The sequence below is a fragment of the Hominimerdicola alba genome (genome assembly GCF_900109655.1).
GTDB lineage: Bacteria > Bacillota > Clostridia > Oscillospirales > Ruminococcaceae > Hominimerdicola > Hominimerdicola alba_B.
Window position 1 is genome coordinate 14,346 of record NZ_FOAT01000024.1, and the last position, 15,961, is coordinate 30,306.

The window sequence follows — 15,961 nt, forward strand, 5'->3', positions numbered from 1 at the left end:
TCCGCTTTTACAGTCCTGTCATCACAGCCCCTGCTCATACTCCGCCGCCGCTTTCCTGACTTTCTCCAGATGGAACGATGAATATACACATCTGTCCCCCGCAGTAAGCAGGCGGTAGTGCTGAGATATGTAGTTCTGCTGTATCTTCCATTTATCGGTAGATTCTATCTGCCGCCACCATACCTTGCCGCCATGAGTCTGACGAAAGTTTATGGTAGTATCATCAAAAGCCAGCGCCTTTACCAGGTCGCTCATCTCTCCGCCGAAAGCATTCTGCAAAACAGTGCTGTCCGAAAATATAACAGCCAGCGCCGCCGAACCCGTCCACCCCAGCAGAGTTCTTCCTTTTTCTATCTCCACCAGAGTTTTCTTCGATATCCCCAGACAATGCGCCATTTTATCCTGATTGAGTTCAAACTCCGTCCTCACCAGTTTAAGATTCCGGCTCATCATACTGATGAATTCATCACGGTTCATTATATCACCCCAATTCGTGTCGGTTTACTTTTATGGTGTAATTTTACACTATATATCCCAATTTGTCAACACCTGTATCAAATTTTCTCCAAATTTTCACATAACTCCTTTGACTGTCACAAATCCTCACGTTGATTTTTGTGCATAAATACGAGCCCATGCCATCGTATACCACTGACCCAAACCGCTACGAAAGCCCTACCAACCAATACGACCGTATACGGTGGTATCTTTTGGAACACTCACCATCAAACAAATGTTCCACGTGGAACATTTGCATCCATCAGCATATACTCGCATACAAAAACAGTGGGCAGTCACATCCCGCACACCCGCGAAATATGTGACCGCCCGCTTATATTATTTAATTTGAAATTTGATCTTGTGTCTTACGTACTCCGTATTTCTTAACGCAGTACAAGTTCAGATTGCGGATACTGACCTGTCTTTCCTGTTGCAGGATCCTCTGTTTTAACAAAGAAATCTGTCACTAAATGAGAATGGCTGTAATAATCAGATGGCATCTTGCTCACATATACGATCATACCCTCATAATTGAATTTCAATTTATCGTTGATGATCTTGTCGCAGCCGGTGAGAGATGCTTTCACGTCTATCTTCAGACCTTCCTTTGAAGCAGCCTGAAAATCGTCGTTTTCAAGGAGGCTCTGATAATCAAGACCTTCAGCATTCAGATAATCCTCCACACTCTCATGTACATTCCTAGCTGCGGAATTAAGATGAGATTCGCTGTAATTCTTGTTGTATAAAGGCGCATCCAGGTCAAATGTTCCCCATTCAGCAGTGCCGTCTGTCCAGCGCGGATACTGACCTACTTTTCCCGTCCTGTTATCCTTTGCCTGAACAAAGTAAGTATCCTCGCCGTCAATTTCCGTCCTGCCAACGTAAACGCTTATATTGCCGCGTGAAAACATCGATGCTAAGGCATTTATCTCCCTGTCGGTCTCAGATCTGTATTTATAGTTAAACCCTGTCTTCATGCCGTCCTTGGAATTTAAATTCGCAAATACCCCGTTTTTGAAACACTCATCGAATGAAACACCCTTGGCTTTGTAATCATTGAGAATTTGGTCAATACCATTATAGCAGGCAAATGCAGTTTTGTTCAGGTCTTTGACAGAGTTTGATTTGTCAAGATCCGAGTAGACTGTTATCCCCACGGGAATATCGGAACTATTGCCGGGATCCGTCATGGTAAAGCTGAACGATACACATTCATTCGGTGCAACAGAACCATTAGTGCCGTCATCCTTGATTATGCGGAACATCCAATAATCGGGACTGAATAGCTTGCCGTTCTTTACGCCTTCTATATCGGCATAGTTCGCAAACCTTACTGCCCAGTTGTTTATCTTTTTCTTGGTGGTGTTTTTCAGTGTCACCTTAACGGTGCTTTTGCCGTCCTTAACGGAAAGCACCTCGTACTTAGCCAGATAGCCTGTGCCCTTGTAAGCCTTATAGTCGCCTGCTTTAAGTTCAGCCGATGCGGTGAGTGAAAGTCCGCAGGCAAGTGCCAGAGCAGTTACGCCTGACATGATCTTTTTGATGATTTTCATTTTTAACCCTCCTGTATCTTGTGAGCATTATCATTTAAATCTCACGCCTATGATTATATCACAGTTCGGATCTGCTGTCAATATAATTTTGACTAATAGCCCTGTTTCACACCGCTACTGGGAGCTTTATTGTACAGCTGATCGATTTACGGACGTGCTGTGGTGGGTATTATCGTGCTGATCTCAGTTCTGAGTAAACTTGCCCCATTCGGCAGTGCCGTCTGTCGGGTTAGGATACTGACCTATCTTGCCCGTCCTGTCATCTCTGATCTGAACAAACAAACAGTCCACACCGTTGATTTTTGTCCTGCCAAGATATGCGCTTATATCGCCGCGGGCATACTGCGATGCTGCGATATTTATCACTTCATCTCCTCTTGCCTTGTACTCGTAAGTGTAGCCTGTTTTCATCCCTTTTTGCGACTTTTCATACACCCCTTCCCTGAATGCATCATCCATTGCTGTGGCAGGATCGGGGTAATACCTGAGAATATAGTCGGCATACTCACAACATTCCTTGGCAGCTTTGTTCAGTTCTTCAACAGTGTTGGATTTGTCAAGATCGGAGTAAGCCAATATCCTTTCGGGAAGTTTAGCTTGACCGTACCGATCCTCCATTGTATAGCAGAAGGAAACACACTCATCCGGGGCTAAAGAAGCGTTAGTTCCGCAGTCCGTTATCGAAGTGTATACCGAAAACACATCATGCGGATTGAATATCCTGCAATTCTCAAAGTTATGTAATTTCCATGGTACTTTTTTAAGTGCTACCGCCCAGTGGTTTATCTTTTTCTTGCTTGTATTTTTCAGCGTGATCTTAACCGTGGTATAATATCCATTAACAGAGACAACCTCGTACTTAGCCATATAGCCTACGCCTTTGTAAGCCCTTGATTGACCCTCATAAAGTTCAGCCGATGCAGACATTGATAGGCCGCAGGCAAGTGCCAGCGCAGTTACGCCCGAAATGATTTTTTTGATGATTTTCATATTGTATTGACCCCTCCTAATAATTCAGGTTTTATGAGTATGATTATATCACAGCTACTATACGCAGTCAATAATATTTTGCTTAAAATCGTTGTTCCATTCCTATTCTGGGAGTTTTATTGTACAGTTTCTGACCTAACGATATCAAGCCGCTCACCTTCAAACAAATGTTCCACGTGGAACATTTGTGTTTGAACTTACTGTGGCGGGGAGGGTCGCCCCTCGTACCTCGGGTCGAGCTGTCAAATAACAGCGACTGCGTCGGCTGTGGCTTCGCTGTTTGACAGCGGGCGCGGCAATAATTTACGCAAATAGTTTGAGCGTATGCATACGGTCGCATACGCTCGGAAATTTGGATATTGCCGCGCCTTTTTGGGGCGTGAGTTTGTTGTGCTATTTATTGCTTGGTTGCCGCGTCGCTTTTGCGCCTTGACCGAGAGGCTCTGCCTCTAACAGTCAGCTTTGCTGACTGTGTGCTCATCCGCAAGCCTTTCGCGAAAGGCTTGACCCAAAGCTCTCTTCCTTGGCAGTTTCCCATAGTTTGCTATTTACAGCATCTTCTTCAGATACATTCCCGTATAGCTCTCTGCACAATTCGCGATATCCTCAGGTGTACCAGTACATACGACCGTACCGCCCTTATCGCCGCCCTCGGGGCCAAGGTCGATGATATGGTCGGCTGTCTTTATCACATCAAGGTTATGCTCTATAACAAGCACTGTATTTCCCGCATCGGCGAGCCTTTGCAGTACTTCTATCAGCTTATGGACATCCGCTGTATGCAGACCTGTTGTGGGCTCATCCAGGATATATATGGTGCGTCCTGTTGCACGTTTCGCAAGCTCGGTTGCAAGCTTCACGCGCTGTGCTTCACCGCCCGAAAGTGTTGTCGCGGGCTGACCTATCTTCACGTACCCAAGACCTACTTCGTAAAGGGTCTGAAGTTTGCGCTGTATCTTCGGCATATTCGTGAAGAACTGCACGCCCTCCTCGACTGTCATTTCCAGCACATCATAGATGTTCTTGCCCTTATACTTTACTTCCAGCGTTTCACGGTTATATCTCTTTCCGCCGCAGACTTCGCAGGGCACGTAAACATCGGGCAGGAAGTGCATTTCTATCTTGATTATGCCGTCGCCCTCGCAGGCTTCACAGCGTCCGCCCTTAACGTTGAAGGAGAATCTGCCCGAGTTATAGCCCTTCATCTTAGCGTCCTGTGTCTGGGCGAAAAGCTCGCGGATATCGGTGAAGACCCCTGTATAGGTCGCGGGGTTCGAGCGGGGTGTTCTGCCTATGGGGGACTGGTCGATATTTATGACCTTATCGAGATGGGAAACACCTTCCATCTTATCGAAATCTCCCGCCCTTGTTTTTGCGCGGTTGAGTTTTGCCGAAAGGTACTTATTGATTATCTCGTTCACCAGCGAACTTTTTCCGCTGCCCGAAACGCCTGTAACACAGGTGAAAGTTCCCAGCGGTATCTTCACGTCGATATTTTTCAAGTTATTCTGCCTTGCGCCCTTTACTGTCAGGAATTTGCCGTTGCCCTTGCGTCTTTCCGTGGGCACGGGTATTTTTCTTCGTCCGCTGAGGTACTGCCCTGTTATGGACCTTTCGCAGGCTTTTATCTCCTCGACGGTTCCCTGCGCCACGACTTCTCCGCCGTGTATGCCCGCTCCCGGACCTATATCGACTATATGGTCGGCGGCGTACATGGTATCCTCGTCATGCTCGACAACTATCAGCGTATTGCCAAGGTCGCGCAGACGCTTCAGCGTAGCTATCAGCTTATCATTATCTCTCTGGTGCAGACCTATGGAGGGTTCATCAAGGATATACAGCACGCCCACCAGTGAAGAGCCTATCTGTGTTGCAAGGCGTATTCTCTGGCTTTCACCGCCCGAAAGGGTACCTGCCGCACGGGAGAGAGTCAGGTATTCAAGACCCACGCTGGCAAGGAATCCCAGCCTGTCACGTATCTCCTTGATTATCCTTTCGCCTATCAGCTTTTCGCGGTCGGTGAGTTCAACGCTGTCCATAAATTCCAGCACGCCCACCACGGACTTATCGCAAAGTTCAGCGATATTCAGTCCGCCAACGGTCACGCTCAGGCTTTCGGGGCGAAGTCTTCTGCCCTTGCAGGCGGGGCAGGCTTCCTCGGTCATATTTGCTTCGATATCAGCCTTTGACCATTCGCTGTTGGACTCTTTATAGCGTCTTTCCAGGTTGGGGATTATGCCCTCAAAGGCAGAATCGTATTCGGCTTTATAGAACTTGCTGCCTCGGCTGAGGTGCAGTTTGTGGTCGCCTGTGCCGTAGAGGAAAAGCCCCAGCTGTTCCTCTGTCAGTTCGCTGACAGGCTTATCCAGCGGAACACCGTATTCCTCGGATATCGCCCTGAAATACATATTGGCTATGGAGCTGTCGTCAGAAACATTCCAGCCGCTTGCCTTTATAGCGCCCTTGGATATGGAAAGGCTCTTGTTAGGCACTATAAGATCGGGGTCTATCTTTTTGAATACACCAAGACCAGTACACTTTTCGCAGGCACCGTAGGGGTTGTTGAACGAGAACATTCTCGGCGCAAGCTCGCCTATGGATACACCGTGTTCTGGGCAGGCGTAGTTCTGCGAAAAGGTCATTTCCTCGCCGCCTATGACATCGGCTGTAACAAGTCCGCCTGTCAGCGAGGATACAGTCTCTATACTGTCTGTCAGTCTCGACTTTATGCCGGGCTTTATCACAAGTCTGTCCACCACTATCTCTATGGTGTGCTTCTTGTTCTTTTCAAGCTCGATATTCTCAGAAAGGTCATAGATGATGCCGTCCACACGAACACGCACGTAGCCAGACTTCTTAGCCTGCTCGAACTCTTTCTGGTGAGTACCCTTTCTTCCGCGGACTATGGGAGCAAGGAGCTGAATCTTGGTACCCTCTTCCAGCGCCATCAGCTGATCGACGATCTGATCTGCTGTCTGCTGTTTTATCTCACGCCCGCAGACAGGACAGTGTGGCACACCTATCCTTGCATACAAAAGACGCAGGTAGTCATAAATCTCCGTAACCGTACCCACAGTCGAACGCGGGTTCTTTGAGGTGGTTTTCTGGTCGATTGATATAGCAGGAGAAAGCCCCTCAATGCTGTCAACATCGGGCTTATCCATCTGCCCCAGGAACATTCTGGCATAGGAAGACAGTGACTCCACATATCTTCTCTGACCGTCCGCATATATCGTATCAAAAGCCAGCGAGCTCTTTCCCGACCCCGAAAGCCCCGTCATGACGATAAGCTTATCACGTGGTATTGTAAGATCCACATTTTTAAGGTTATGCTCTCTGGCACCCTTTATGATTATTTCGTTAATGGGCATTATATCAACTCCGTTTATTATCAGTTATCCATCTCAATAAAAGCATAAAATTCACCTTGTATCTTTGCACAGAAGGAAACCTCCGCACTACCGTTATTGTTCAGGTCATCAATAAAACTATCAATATAGAAATTTTCACCACTTTCTCCTATTCTATCAAAAACACAATAAGCACTTTCTTTAAGATTTTTTTCGATAATATCAAAATATTCAGAATCTGTATCTCTTATCCTGTTATACCATAAACCTTCCGGATCAAATGCATTTATCGGAACTATGATAAGATCTGTATTTATTTCTCCGAGATTGTTCAAAGTTTCCGTTTCAACTCTTGAATATGTAATGAATATATTTTTCGCGGCACGCAGATAAGCAGGAAAGCACTGCACATACCAGATATTTCCTGTTGTTTCACTAGCAAAAAGCAGCACATTTTTTCCTTCGGCTGACGTTGCAGGATCTCTGTAACCCTTCATCTGTTTATTGATAAACGGACATTGAGAACTCATATTGACATACACAAGCAATGCCGCCATCATGACAGCCATTATTCGCACCGTGTATTTATCAGTGAATGCCCCAACCAGCTTATTTACAATATATACTGCCGTCAGGCATACTACAGGGTAGACGATAAATATATATCTCGATACCGCACCACCCATTCGGGTAATATCGCTTATCTCAGGCAAGATGAAAACATATACCGCATTGGGTATCAGCAGTATCAGAACGAAGATATCAAAGCTTCTTATCCAGCCTGGTATCCCCTTTACTTTTTTTACTGCCTTATCCTTGAAACTTATAAACCATTTCTCCTTACGGAACAAAACACACAATGGCACAGCCAAAGCTAAGACAAAGACCAACGCTGCAAACACGTACGCACTGTTGCCCATATTGAATATTGAAAAATGTATACCTATTGAATCTCCAAGTACACGATTTAACAGATATTTCAACCTCTGGATATATCCCCATCTGTATGACTTGCTACCATTTGCCTCGCCGTAAAGCCCTACATGCATCACTACATATGGATACGCCGCAATGAAGGCACAAAGTGAACCAAGCACTGAAAATCCGTATATAAACATCTGCTTTATTCTTTTTTTGCATAGCATATACAAACACATACAGCCTGTAAATATACCAACCACAAGACAAGTTGTATAATTGGTAAAGAAAAGTAGGAAAGAAAGCACCGCTATAAAAGGCACGTTATGTTTCAAATCGAAACCCTTTTCCTTATCAAAGCTGCGGTACATCTTCAGGTTCCAGTACCATATCATGGTTATCAGCATGGTCATGAAGCCGTACTGCCTTAAAAACAGCATTGTAGAAAGCGCACCCACACCTCCGCCGTACAGCATACTGCAAACCAGCGCCACCTTGTCGCTTTCAGTAAGCAGTTTCACCGTTTTATAAAGAAATATCTGTATGAATACCATGCTTACAATGTTTATAACGTAAGCATACCACAGAGAAAACTTACCGGGAAAAAACGAGCATATGGTATGTAGTATCCCGTAATACAGCGGTGGATGGTGGTCAAGTACCTGATTATGATAAACCGAATCATAGGTGAAGCGTTCACCTTCCTGAACCGTTACATAATCGTTCATCACTTTGCCGTCTATCCATTTGTTTGTGATATCAGAGCCATCATATCCGCCATTGTATTCATCCTGATATATACCGTCAGGCAGGTAGATGAACGGTCTGTAATAGCTGTTTGCTAATCCGTAGCTCCATATCTCATCTGAGTGAGTACCGTTCTTCTTATATACGAACATATAAGTAGAGTATACAAGCTGTATCAATATAAGCACTGCCAGAAATAAACAGGCAACAGGAAACCTTTTCTTGTTTTCGCTCATCACTTCTTTCCTCCTTTAAGCTCGGCTATCCTGTCACGCAGGAAAGCTGCGTGCTCGAATTCAAGAAGCTTTGCGGCTTCTTTCATCTCGCGGGTCAGTTTGTCTATCAGCTTCTGCTGTTCTGCCTTTGAAAGCTTTACAGCCTGTCTTGCGGAATACTCCGCTTCTTCCTTGGTGGATATCTCTATTACATCTCTGATATCCTTGACTATGGTCTTGGGAACTATGCCGTGTTCCTCATTGAATTTTTCCTGTATAGCACGTCTTCTCTCCGTCTCGCGGATAGCTTTCTCCATAGAGCGGGTCACGCTGTCGGCGTACATTATGACCATGCCCTCGGAGTTTCTCGCAGCTCTTCCTATTGTCTGGATAAGGGAACTTTCGGAACGCAGGAAACCTTCCTTATCCGCATCGAGTATCGCCACAAGGCTGACTTCAGGCAGGTCGAGACCCTCTCTCAGCAGGTTTATGCCCACAAGCACATCAAATTCGCCCAGACGCAGGTCGCGTATTATCTCCATACGCTCAATGGTATCTATATCATGGTGCATATAGCGCACCTTAACATCAAAGCCTTTGAGATAGGCGGTGAGGTCCTCTGCCATTTTCTTGGTGAGGGTGGTTACAAGCACGCGCTGTTTCTTTTCGATGCGTTTGTTTATCTCGCTGAGGAGGTCTTCTATCTGACCGTCGGAAGGTCTTACGGATATCAGCGGGTCGAGAAGTCCCGTAGGTCTTATTACCTGTTCGACTATCTGTGCGCTCTTTTCCTTTTCGAGATCTCCCGGAGTGGCTGATACGAATATCGCCTGATTTATGCGCTCGTAGAATTCATCAAATCTCAGAGGGCGGTTGTCCATCGCCGATGGCAGGCGGAAACCGTAATCAACAAGGGTCTGTTTACGCGCCCTGTCACCTGCGAACATACCCCTTACCTGTGGCAGCGAAACGTGAGATTCGTCCACCATAAGAAGAAAATCATCGGGCATGAAATCAAACAGCGTGAATGGTACAGCCCCCGGAGAGCGCCTTGCAAGCACTCTCGAATAGTTCTCGATACCGCTGCAAAAGCCTATCTCTTCCAGCATTTCCATATCGTAGTTTGTTCTCTGCTGTATGCGCTGAGCTTCTATCAGCATACCTCTGTCCTCGAAGTATTTTACACGTTCTGCAAGTTCTTCCTTTATCTCATCTATCGCATCAAGCATCTTCTCTCTGCCGACGATATAGTGCGTTGCAGGGAACACAGCCGCGTGTTCAAGATGAGAAAGCACCTCGCCTGTCAGCACGTTTATCTCGCTGATACGGTCTATCTCGTCGCCGAAAAATTCCACCCTAAGCGCCTTGTCTGTGGAATCTGCGGGGAATATCTCAACCACATCGCCCCTTACGCGAAACTTGTTTCTGACAAAATTTATATCGTTGCGCTCATACTGTATCTTAACAAGCTGTGCGATAAGCTCATCGCGGGATTTTTCAGCACCTCTGCGTATGCTCACCACCATGGATTTATACTCAGAGGGGTCGCCAAGTGAGTATATGCATGAAACGCTGGCAACGATGATGACATCGCGCCTTTCGGTTATGGCTGTGGTGGCGGAATGACGCAGTTTATCTATCTCGTCATTTATGGAACTGTCCTTTTCAATGTACACATCTGTGCTTGGCACATAGGCTTCGGGCTGATAGTAATCGTAGTAGCTGACAAAATATTCCACCGCATTGTTTGGGAAGAATTCCTTGAACTCCGAACACAGCTGTGCCGCAAGTATCTTGTTATGAGCAAGCACCAGAGTCGGACGGTTGAGCCTTTCAATGACATTTGCCATAGTAAAGGTCTTGCCCGAGCCTGTAACGCCCAGAAGCGTCTGCTCTTTCATGCCCGATTCAACGCCTTTTACCAGAGCGTCCACCGCTTCGGGCTGGTCACCCGAGAGCTTATAATCCGAAACCAGCTGAAATCTATCCATAACTGCCCGACCTCCCTGCAGAAAAATCACAAAAAATCTATGCGAACAATCGTTTACTATTATACATCCGAAAGCCCTCTGTGTCAAGAGATTTTTCATAAATTATCGGTATTTTCAAAGACTTCCTACGTACCTGAAACAAAAGGGGACAGCCGTACCCCATGGCACAACTGTCCTGAATATACTTATGTAGATCTTTTTGAATATCAAACCAATGGCTTCTTTTTCATCTGTCCCGCATTTCTCGGGAATTTTGCCGGGGTAGGTTCCAGTTTCCTTATAAGGATAAGAGTTCTTCCGTCACCGCCGGGGAGAGTGTATTCCACCACTTTCTCGGTCTTGCCACCAAGGAGTTTGATGGCGGGTTTAGCCTTTTCAAGTTCTTCACTGCCGCTGCTGCCTTTCAGGGATACGAACAGCCCCCCCACCTTTACAAAAGGCAGACAATACTCGCACAGGTCGGTAAGATTAGCAACCGCCCTTGCAGTGGCGATATCGAATTGCTCTCTGTACTCAGCCTTTTTGCCGAACTCCTCAGCCCTGCCGTGAACACATTCAGCATTCAGGGCTATGGTATCAGAAAGTGACTGCAAGAAGTTCACCCTCTTGTTAAGACTGTCCAGCAGAGTCAGCCTGATATCATCACGATAGACTTTCAGCGGACATGACGGAAAACCCGCGCCAGTGCCTACGTCAATCATTTTTGCGCCCTCGGGCAGATCAAAAAGTGTGAATGGGTATATGCTGTCAAAAAAGTGCTTTACCGCTATGCCCTCATCATCGGTTATAGCCGTAAGATTCACCATCTTGTTATACTCCACCAGCATATCCGCATACTTTTCAAGTCTTGCAGACTGTTCCTCTGTCAGCGTGATGCCGTTATCCTCAAATATATCCTTATACTCAGAAATTACCATAAAATACCTCAACGAAAAAACGACCGCTCCGCGCAGGGAGCGGTCAGATAATAACAAAAACTACAGATCGATCTTCTGATCAGCGTCGCCCTTGTCATTTACTGTATAGTAAGCAACGCCCTCCTCAGGCTTGATATAAAGCTTTACAGCCTTGGGAGCTCTGTGACCCTTAGCCTTGTAGTCAGCCTTTGCAGCTTCAACAAGTGCAGCTATATCCAGCTGCTTATCAGCGAATTCCACGAAAACAACGTCTTTCTCGGTGGCTTTCTCAACAGCAGCCTTTGTCTTCGCAGCAGCCTTAGTTGCAGTCTTCTTTGCCTTTGCGGCAGTTTCTTTTGCAGCAGCCTTGGTCTTGGCAGCAGTCTCCTTAGCGACCTCCTTGACCTCAGCGGCAACCTTTTTAGTGTTTGCCATTGTGATTATTCTCCTTTTTGAAATTCAGTATATTTGCTTTGCGCAGTGCAGAAAATTACTTCTTGTCAACAGCGTCCTTCAGAGCCTTTGCAGCCTTGAATGCAGGTACCTTCTTAGCGGGTACATCGATGGGCTGCTTGGTTGCGGGGTTGATAGACTTCTTAGCAGCGCGGTCTCTTACCTCAAATGTACCAAAACCGGGGATCGCTACCTTATCGCCCTTCTCCAGAGCCTCTGTGATGGTGCTTATAACAGCGTCAAGAGCTGCCTCAGCGTTCTTCTTGGTGCTTCCGTTCTTTTCTGCGATTGCAGCAAGCAGTTCAGCCTTCTTCATGATTACTACCTCCATTATAAAATATTAATGCCAGTCAGTTATGAAAATCCCCCGCGCCGTCTTATTTTATTAACGACCCGTTTGATTTATGTTGATATTATAACCCATATCACCGCCTTTGTCAATTAAAAGCGCCGTAATTAAGCGTTTTAAGCCTAATCTTTGTAGCCTTGACTAAATTTTGGCGCGTGGTTTGTGCAGTATTTTGTGTTTATTCACACAACGTTTAACAAAATCACTTCGCGCCCTATTTTCAGGGGATACGTCTGTTTACATCAAATTCATTCTTGTACAGAATATACAAATAATATGTCTGATTTTTTACGCTGCGATTTTCCTTTTGTATATTGCGAATAATTTACATATATGTTATAATTTATTACAGTGGCGCGGATAAGTACCCGCCTATATACGGTCTGTTTTGAACGAGTTATCAATATATAATAAGATCGAAGCCAAAAACGAGGGCAGCATCGGAAAAGCCCCCGAAAAGCAGTAATATCATAAATACGTGGAGGTAAACAATATGGCTCAGACATCTACACAGGTGGTATGCCCAAACTGCGGCGGAACTATGCAGTTCGACCCGACAGCGGGCAAACTTAAATGTATATTCTGTGATTCCCTGTTCACTCAGGAGGAAGCCGAGGCTTTCTTCAATCAGCAGAACGAGGAAGAAGAGATAAAGGAATCAGGCAGCGACTGGGGCGACCTGGCGGAAAACATGAGGGCGTACAGCTGCAATACCTGCGGCGCGGAGATAATCTGCGACCAGAACACAGCGGCTACAAAGTGCCCTTACTGCGATAATACAACTGTTATAGAAGCACAGTTTTCGGGAGCTATCAAGCCAGATTTCGTTATACCTTTCGCTTTCACCAAGGAACAGGCGATGGAGAAATACAAGAGCTATTACGAAAAGCGCAAGCTGATACCAAAGGACTTCCTCACAGGAAGCAAAGTCGAGGAAATACAGGGCGTGTACGTGCCTTTCTGGCTGTATGACGGTTCGGTAAACATCGATGCCGAATTTGAAGCCGCCGACAAGACGGAGACACAGACAGAGATAATCCGCAAGATATACAAGGCTGACCGCCGCGGTACTGTAAGTTTCGAGAACGTGCCTGCAGACGCATCCAAGCGTATGCCCGATGATATCATGGATTCCGTGGAGCCTTTCACTTTTGCAGACCTAAAACCCTTCTCCATGACCTATATGCCGGGATTCCTGGCAGAGCGTTTTGACGTTGAGGGTGATGACGACCTGCAAAGAGCGGAAAAGCGTGTCGTTAATTCCGCAAAGCAGAAGACCAAGGAGACCGTAAAGCACAATGAAGTAACCGAAAAGCGCGGTGATTACAAAGTCAACTACACAAAAAAGAAGTACGCTATGCTGCCCATATGGTACCTCACCACATCGTGGCAGGGCAAGCAGTGGAACTTCGCCATGAACGGTCAGACAGGCAAATTCACAGGAGATCTCCCCATCGATAACACCAAGCTGGGACTGATAACAGGCGGTTCGGCAATAGCCGTGGCAGTAGTTATGTACCTCATCATGCAAACACTCCTTGTGCCCATAATCGCCGCACTGATAGTAGGTCTGGTAGTATGCTTCTCACTGAAAGGCAGCATGAAGCCCGTTCACAACGCTACACAGGCAAATGAGTATATGGAGAAAAACGTACATCTGGTACTCTCCAACGATACTTACCTGCGTACCGAGCGCAAACAGAAACAGCAGAACAATTCGTCTTCGGGCGGATAGAAATATCTTCACCATAAAAAGCCGTATCAGCCCATCAAAGGCGATGCGGCTTTTTGGCGCTTGAAAAAATATGCACACTGTGATATCATATACTATGTTCAAAAAACAAATATGGTTATCCCGCTGACACACCTGATTTAACAGCGTACATAGGAATATAACGTCAACATAATATATCCCTGCTGATACGGAATTTTAAGTGGTGTGGCAAAGGGATAGTCAGAAAAAAACAACGATATGAGGTGCCACACATGGGCGAATACACACATATAATACACAGCTTTGAACCTGTCTATAACGAAAACAGCCGCGTTCTGATACTCGGCAGTCTGCCATCGGTGAAATCGCGTGAAGAGGGCTTCTACTACGGACACCCCCGCAACAGGTTCTGGAAAGTTACAGCGGAGGTGGTCGGTAAGCCTGTGCCTGTGACTATCGAAGAAAAGAAGGCTTTTCTTTTGGATTCCCGCATCGCGGTATGGGACGTTATCGCGGAGTGTGATATAATCGGTTCATCGGACGCAAGCATTAAAAACGTTCGGACGGCGGATATCTCGGTGATAACTGCACTTTGTCCCGATATAGCCATATTTGCCAACGGAGGGACTGCATCTGTGCTTTATGACAGGCATATCCTGCCGAAAAGCGAGCGTCCTGCGGTGCGTCTGCCATCCACCAGCCCTGCTAATGCAGCATGGAGTACGGAACGTCTTATTGAAGAATGGAAAAGAGTGCTTCTTCCAGTTCTTTTCCATAATTAGGCAGATTGTATTAATTTATTCTTAATCATGCATTAAAGCCCCGAAACTACTATACTTTGCGCTTGACAGAGCGTGTAAATAATGATATACTGAAGAGTGGTCATTTTAATAAACTTTATAACCAGAGACAACATTAACAGTATGGAGGTAAAAAAATGAGAAGTAAAAGATTTCTCGCAGCTGCTGTTTCGTTAGTTATAGCAGCAGGTCAGTTCTCTGTCGGAGCTTTCGCTGAAAATTCGAGTGAGAACACCGCATCAGCATTATCCGCCGACGGCGATACAACCGGAGAACAGGATAGCGCCGTCAGCATAGCTGAATCAAAAAAATACAATACAGGCGCTGCAGCCAGCAATGAAGAGTCAAAAAGCTACAAAATAGGCGATGTAGACGGCAACGGCAAAGTAGATATCACCGACGTTACCAAAACAGCTGCTCACATCAAAGGCCGCAAGATGCTCAGCCAAAAAGGCAGGGAGGCTGCTGATATCAACGCCGACGGCAAGATCAACACTACCGACCTTATCCTTATCGCTGCTCATGTTAAGGGCAAGAAAAACCTATCGGTATACAACGATCTTCCTGTGGTAAAGAATCCCCGCGAAAAGCAGACAGATGTTAAGCTCATCGAATTCAACGTTGATAAAAATACAAAGACGGTATCCTGGAATGCCGCTGCCGACATGACGAACTATAACGTCCAGTTCACAAACGGCGATAAGACCAAGAACATCAATACATCCGACACAAACACAAGCATACCCTATGATATGTTCAAGGACGGCAATCTGACCGTCACCATCACTCCCTCAAGGCTGGTAAAGACCGAGGACGGCACACGTACATATGATTACGGCGATACCACAGGCTATCTGCTGAAGATAAAGCCCGAAATGATACACGGCACCATAACTGTCACCGACGAAAAGGGCAAAGCTAAGATCGACTGGAACGCCGCTGATTTCGCGGCAGGCTACCACGTATACGATCTGACCAATACCGCAAGTGACGGCAAGCCAAAGCTTCTTGGTGATACGGACACAGATCAGTTTATCACCAGCTTCCCTGCCAGCGGCACAGTAAAGCTGCTGATAGTTCCTTATAACTCGGTAGGCGAAGCTGAGGGCGTCAACGCAGAGCTTACAAGCGGCACTGTCACCGAGCCCGATCCTGTTGTCGATCTGGCTGCACCTACCTTTGGCGGCTACTACTATGTCAGCGATACCAACAGCGCGACCCTGAACTGGTACGGCGTTTCGGGCGCTGAGGGTTATGAAGTATCAATACAGATAGACGGCAAATGGCATTCTTACAACACTACCGCCAAGAGCTATAAATTCACAAATCTGGCTTCATGCACAGGCTTCAAGACCAGAGTTCGTGCATACAAGACTGTAAACGGCAAAAAAGCTTATGGCTCTTATTCTAAAACTGTTACCGTAATCACCGACGGCTACGTAAAATGTACCACCGCTACACCGATCTATGCCAGCGCAAGCACT

Annotated in this window: 12 protein-coding genes; 3 read left to right on the forward strand and 9 right to left on the reverse strand. The window is 46.2% G+C overall.

Annotation, left to right across the window (positions count from 1 at the left end; genetic code table 11):
* Positions 1 to 21 precede the first annotated feature (21 nt).
* From BMY75_RS16200 to BMY75_RS16240, 9 genes are all read right to left on the reverse strand, one after another.
* Complete coding sequence (locus tag BMY75_RS16200; RefSeq protein ID WP_074835976.1) at positions 22 to 477, reverse strand: helix-turn-helix transcriptional regulator; 456 nt, start codon at positions 475 to 477, stop codon at positions 22 to 24.
* A 407-nt stretch (positions 478 to 884) separates the two neighbouring features.
* Complete coding sequence (locus BMY75_RS16205; protein WP_074835981.1) at positions 885 to 2,054, reverse strand: hypothetical protein; 1,170 nt, start codon at positions 2,052 to 2,054, stop codon at positions 885 to 887.
* A gap of 183 nt (positions 2,055 to 2,237) precedes the next feature.
* Positions 2,238 to 3,044, reverse strand: coding sequence for a hypothetical protein (locus BMY75_RS16210; RefSeq protein ID WP_074835984.1), 807 nt, complete (start codon positions 3,042 to 3,044; stop codon positions 2,238 to 2,240).
* A gap of 548 nt (positions 3,045 to 3,592) precedes the next feature.
* On the reverse strand, positions 3,593 to 6,415 hold the full coding sequence (uvrA, locus tag BMY75_RS16215; RefSeq protein ID WP_074835987.1) for an excinuclease ABC subunit UvrA: 2,823 nt from the start codon (positions 6,413 to 6,415) through the stop codon (positions 3,593 to 3,595).
* Positions 6,416 to 6,435: 20 nt separating this feature from the next.
* Positions 6,436 to 8,295 carry a glycosyltransferase family protein gene (locus BMY75_RS16220; RefSeq protein WP_074835990.1) on the reverse strand — a complete coding sequence of 620 codons (1,860 nt, stop codon included), beginning with the start codon at positions 8,293 to 8,295 and terminating at the stop codon, positions 6,436 to 6,438.
* On the reverse strand, positions 8,295 to 10,265 hold the full coding sequence (uvrB, locus tag BMY75_RS16225; protein ID WP_074835992.1) for an excinuclease ABC subunit UvrB: 1,971 nt from the start codon (positions 10,263 to 10,265) through the stop codon (positions 8,295 to 8,297). Before uvrB ends, BMY75_RS16220 begins: the two co-directional genes overlap by 1 nt.
* A 206-nt stretch (positions 10,266 to 10,471) precedes the next feature.
* On the reverse strand, positions 10,472 to 11,182 hold the full coding sequence (gene rsmG, locus BMY75_RS16230; RefSeq protein ID WP_074835995.1) for a 16S rRNA (guanine(527)-N(7))-methyltransferase RsmG: 711 nt from the start codon (positions 11,180 to 11,182) through the stop codon (positions 10,472 to 10,474).
* Positions 11,183 to 11,242: 60 nt separating this feature from the next.
* On the reverse strand, positions 11,243 to 11,596 hold the full coding sequence (locus tag BMY75_RS16235) for a DUF6465 family protein (RefSeq protein WP_074835998.1): 354 nt from the start codon (positions 11,594 to 11,596) through the stop codon (positions 11,243 to 11,245).
* A gap of 55 nt (positions 11,597 to 11,651) precedes the next feature.
* Positions 11,652 to 11,930, reverse strand: a complete 279-nt coding sequence (locus tag BMY75_RS16240; protein ID WP_074836000.1) for an HU family DNA-binding protein — start codon at positions 11,928 to 11,930, stop codon at positions 11,652 to 11,654.
* A 526-nt stretch (positions 11,931 to 12,456) separates the two neighbouring features.
* Between BMY75_RS16240 and BMY75_RS16245 the strand changes: the two genes are divergently transcribed.
* The 3 genes from BMY75_RS16245 to BMY75_RS16255 form a co-directional block, all read left to right on the forward strand.
* The gene (locus BMY75_RS16245; protein ID WP_074836002.1) at positions 12,457 to 13,698 is read left to right on the forward strand and encodes a TFIIB-type zinc ribbon-containing protein; all 1,242 of its coding nucleotides are present in this window, start codon (positions 12,457 to 12,459) and stop codon (positions 13,696 to 13,698) included.
* 251 nt (positions 13,699 to 13,949) lie between these two features.
* The gene (locus tag BMY75_RS16250) at positions 13,950 to 14,459 is read left to right on the forward strand and encodes a DNA-deoxyinosine glycosylase (RefSeq protein WP_074836005.1); all 510 of its coding nucleotides are present in this window, start codon (positions 13,950 to 13,952) and stop codon (positions 14,457 to 14,459) included.
* A gap of 155 nt (positions 14,460 to 14,614) precedes the next feature.
* A partial coding sequence (locus BMY75_RS16255) for a dockerin type I repeat-containing protein (RefSeq protein ID WP_074836008.1) occupies positions 14,615 to 15,961 on the forward strand: 1,347 nt, incomplete at its 3' end.

What these genes read in the sequence shown, in the direction of transcription:
- BMY75_RS16250 (WP_074836005.1), top strand. Translation starts at nt 13,950, where the DNA reads ATGGGCGAATACACACATATAATACACAGCTTTGAACCTGTCTATAAC.
- BMY75_RS16210 (WP_074835984.1), bottom strand. Translation starts at nt 3,044, where the DNA reads ATGAAAATCATCAAAAAAATCATTTCGGGCGTAACTGCGCTGGCACTT.
- BMY75_RS16220 (WP_074835990.1), bottom strand. Translation starts at nt 8,295, where the DNA reads ATGAGCGAAAACAAGAAAAGGTTTCCTGTTGCCTGTTTATTTCTGGCA.
- BMY75_RS16235 (WP_074835998.1), bottom strand. Translation starts at nt 11,596, where the DNA reads ATGGCAAACACTAAAAAGGTTGCCGCTGAGGTCAAGGAGGTCGCTAAG.
- uvrA (WP_074835987.1), bottom strand. Translation starts at nt 6,415, where the DNA reads ATGCCCATTAACGAAATAATCATAAAGGGTGCCAGAGAGCATAACCTT.
- BMY75_RS16240 (WP_074836000.1), bottom strand. Translation starts at nt 11,930, where the DNA reads ATGAAGAAGGCTGAACTGCTTGCTGCAATCGCAGAAAAGAACGGAAGC.
- rsmG (WP_074835995.1), bottom strand. Translation starts at nt 11,182, where the DNA reads ATGGTAATTTCTGAGTATAAGGATATATTTGAGGATAACGGCATCACG.
- BMY75_RS16200 (WP_074835976.1), bottom strand. Translation starts at nt 477, where the DNA reads ATGAACCGTGATGAATTCATCAGTATGATGAGCCGGAATCTTAAACTG.
- uvrB (WP_074835992.1), bottom strand. Translation starts at nt 10,265, where the DNA reads ATGGATAGATTTCAGCTGGTTTCGGATTATAAGCTCTCGGGTGACCAG.
- BMY75_RS16205 (WP_074835981.1), bottom strand. Translation starts at nt 2,054, where the DNA reads ATGAAAATCATCAAAAAGATCATGTCAGGCGTAACTGCTCTGGCACTT.
- BMY75_RS16245 (WP_074836002.1), top strand. Translation starts at nt 12,457, where the DNA reads ATGGCTCAGACATCTACACAGGTGGTATGCCCAAACTGCGGCGGAACT.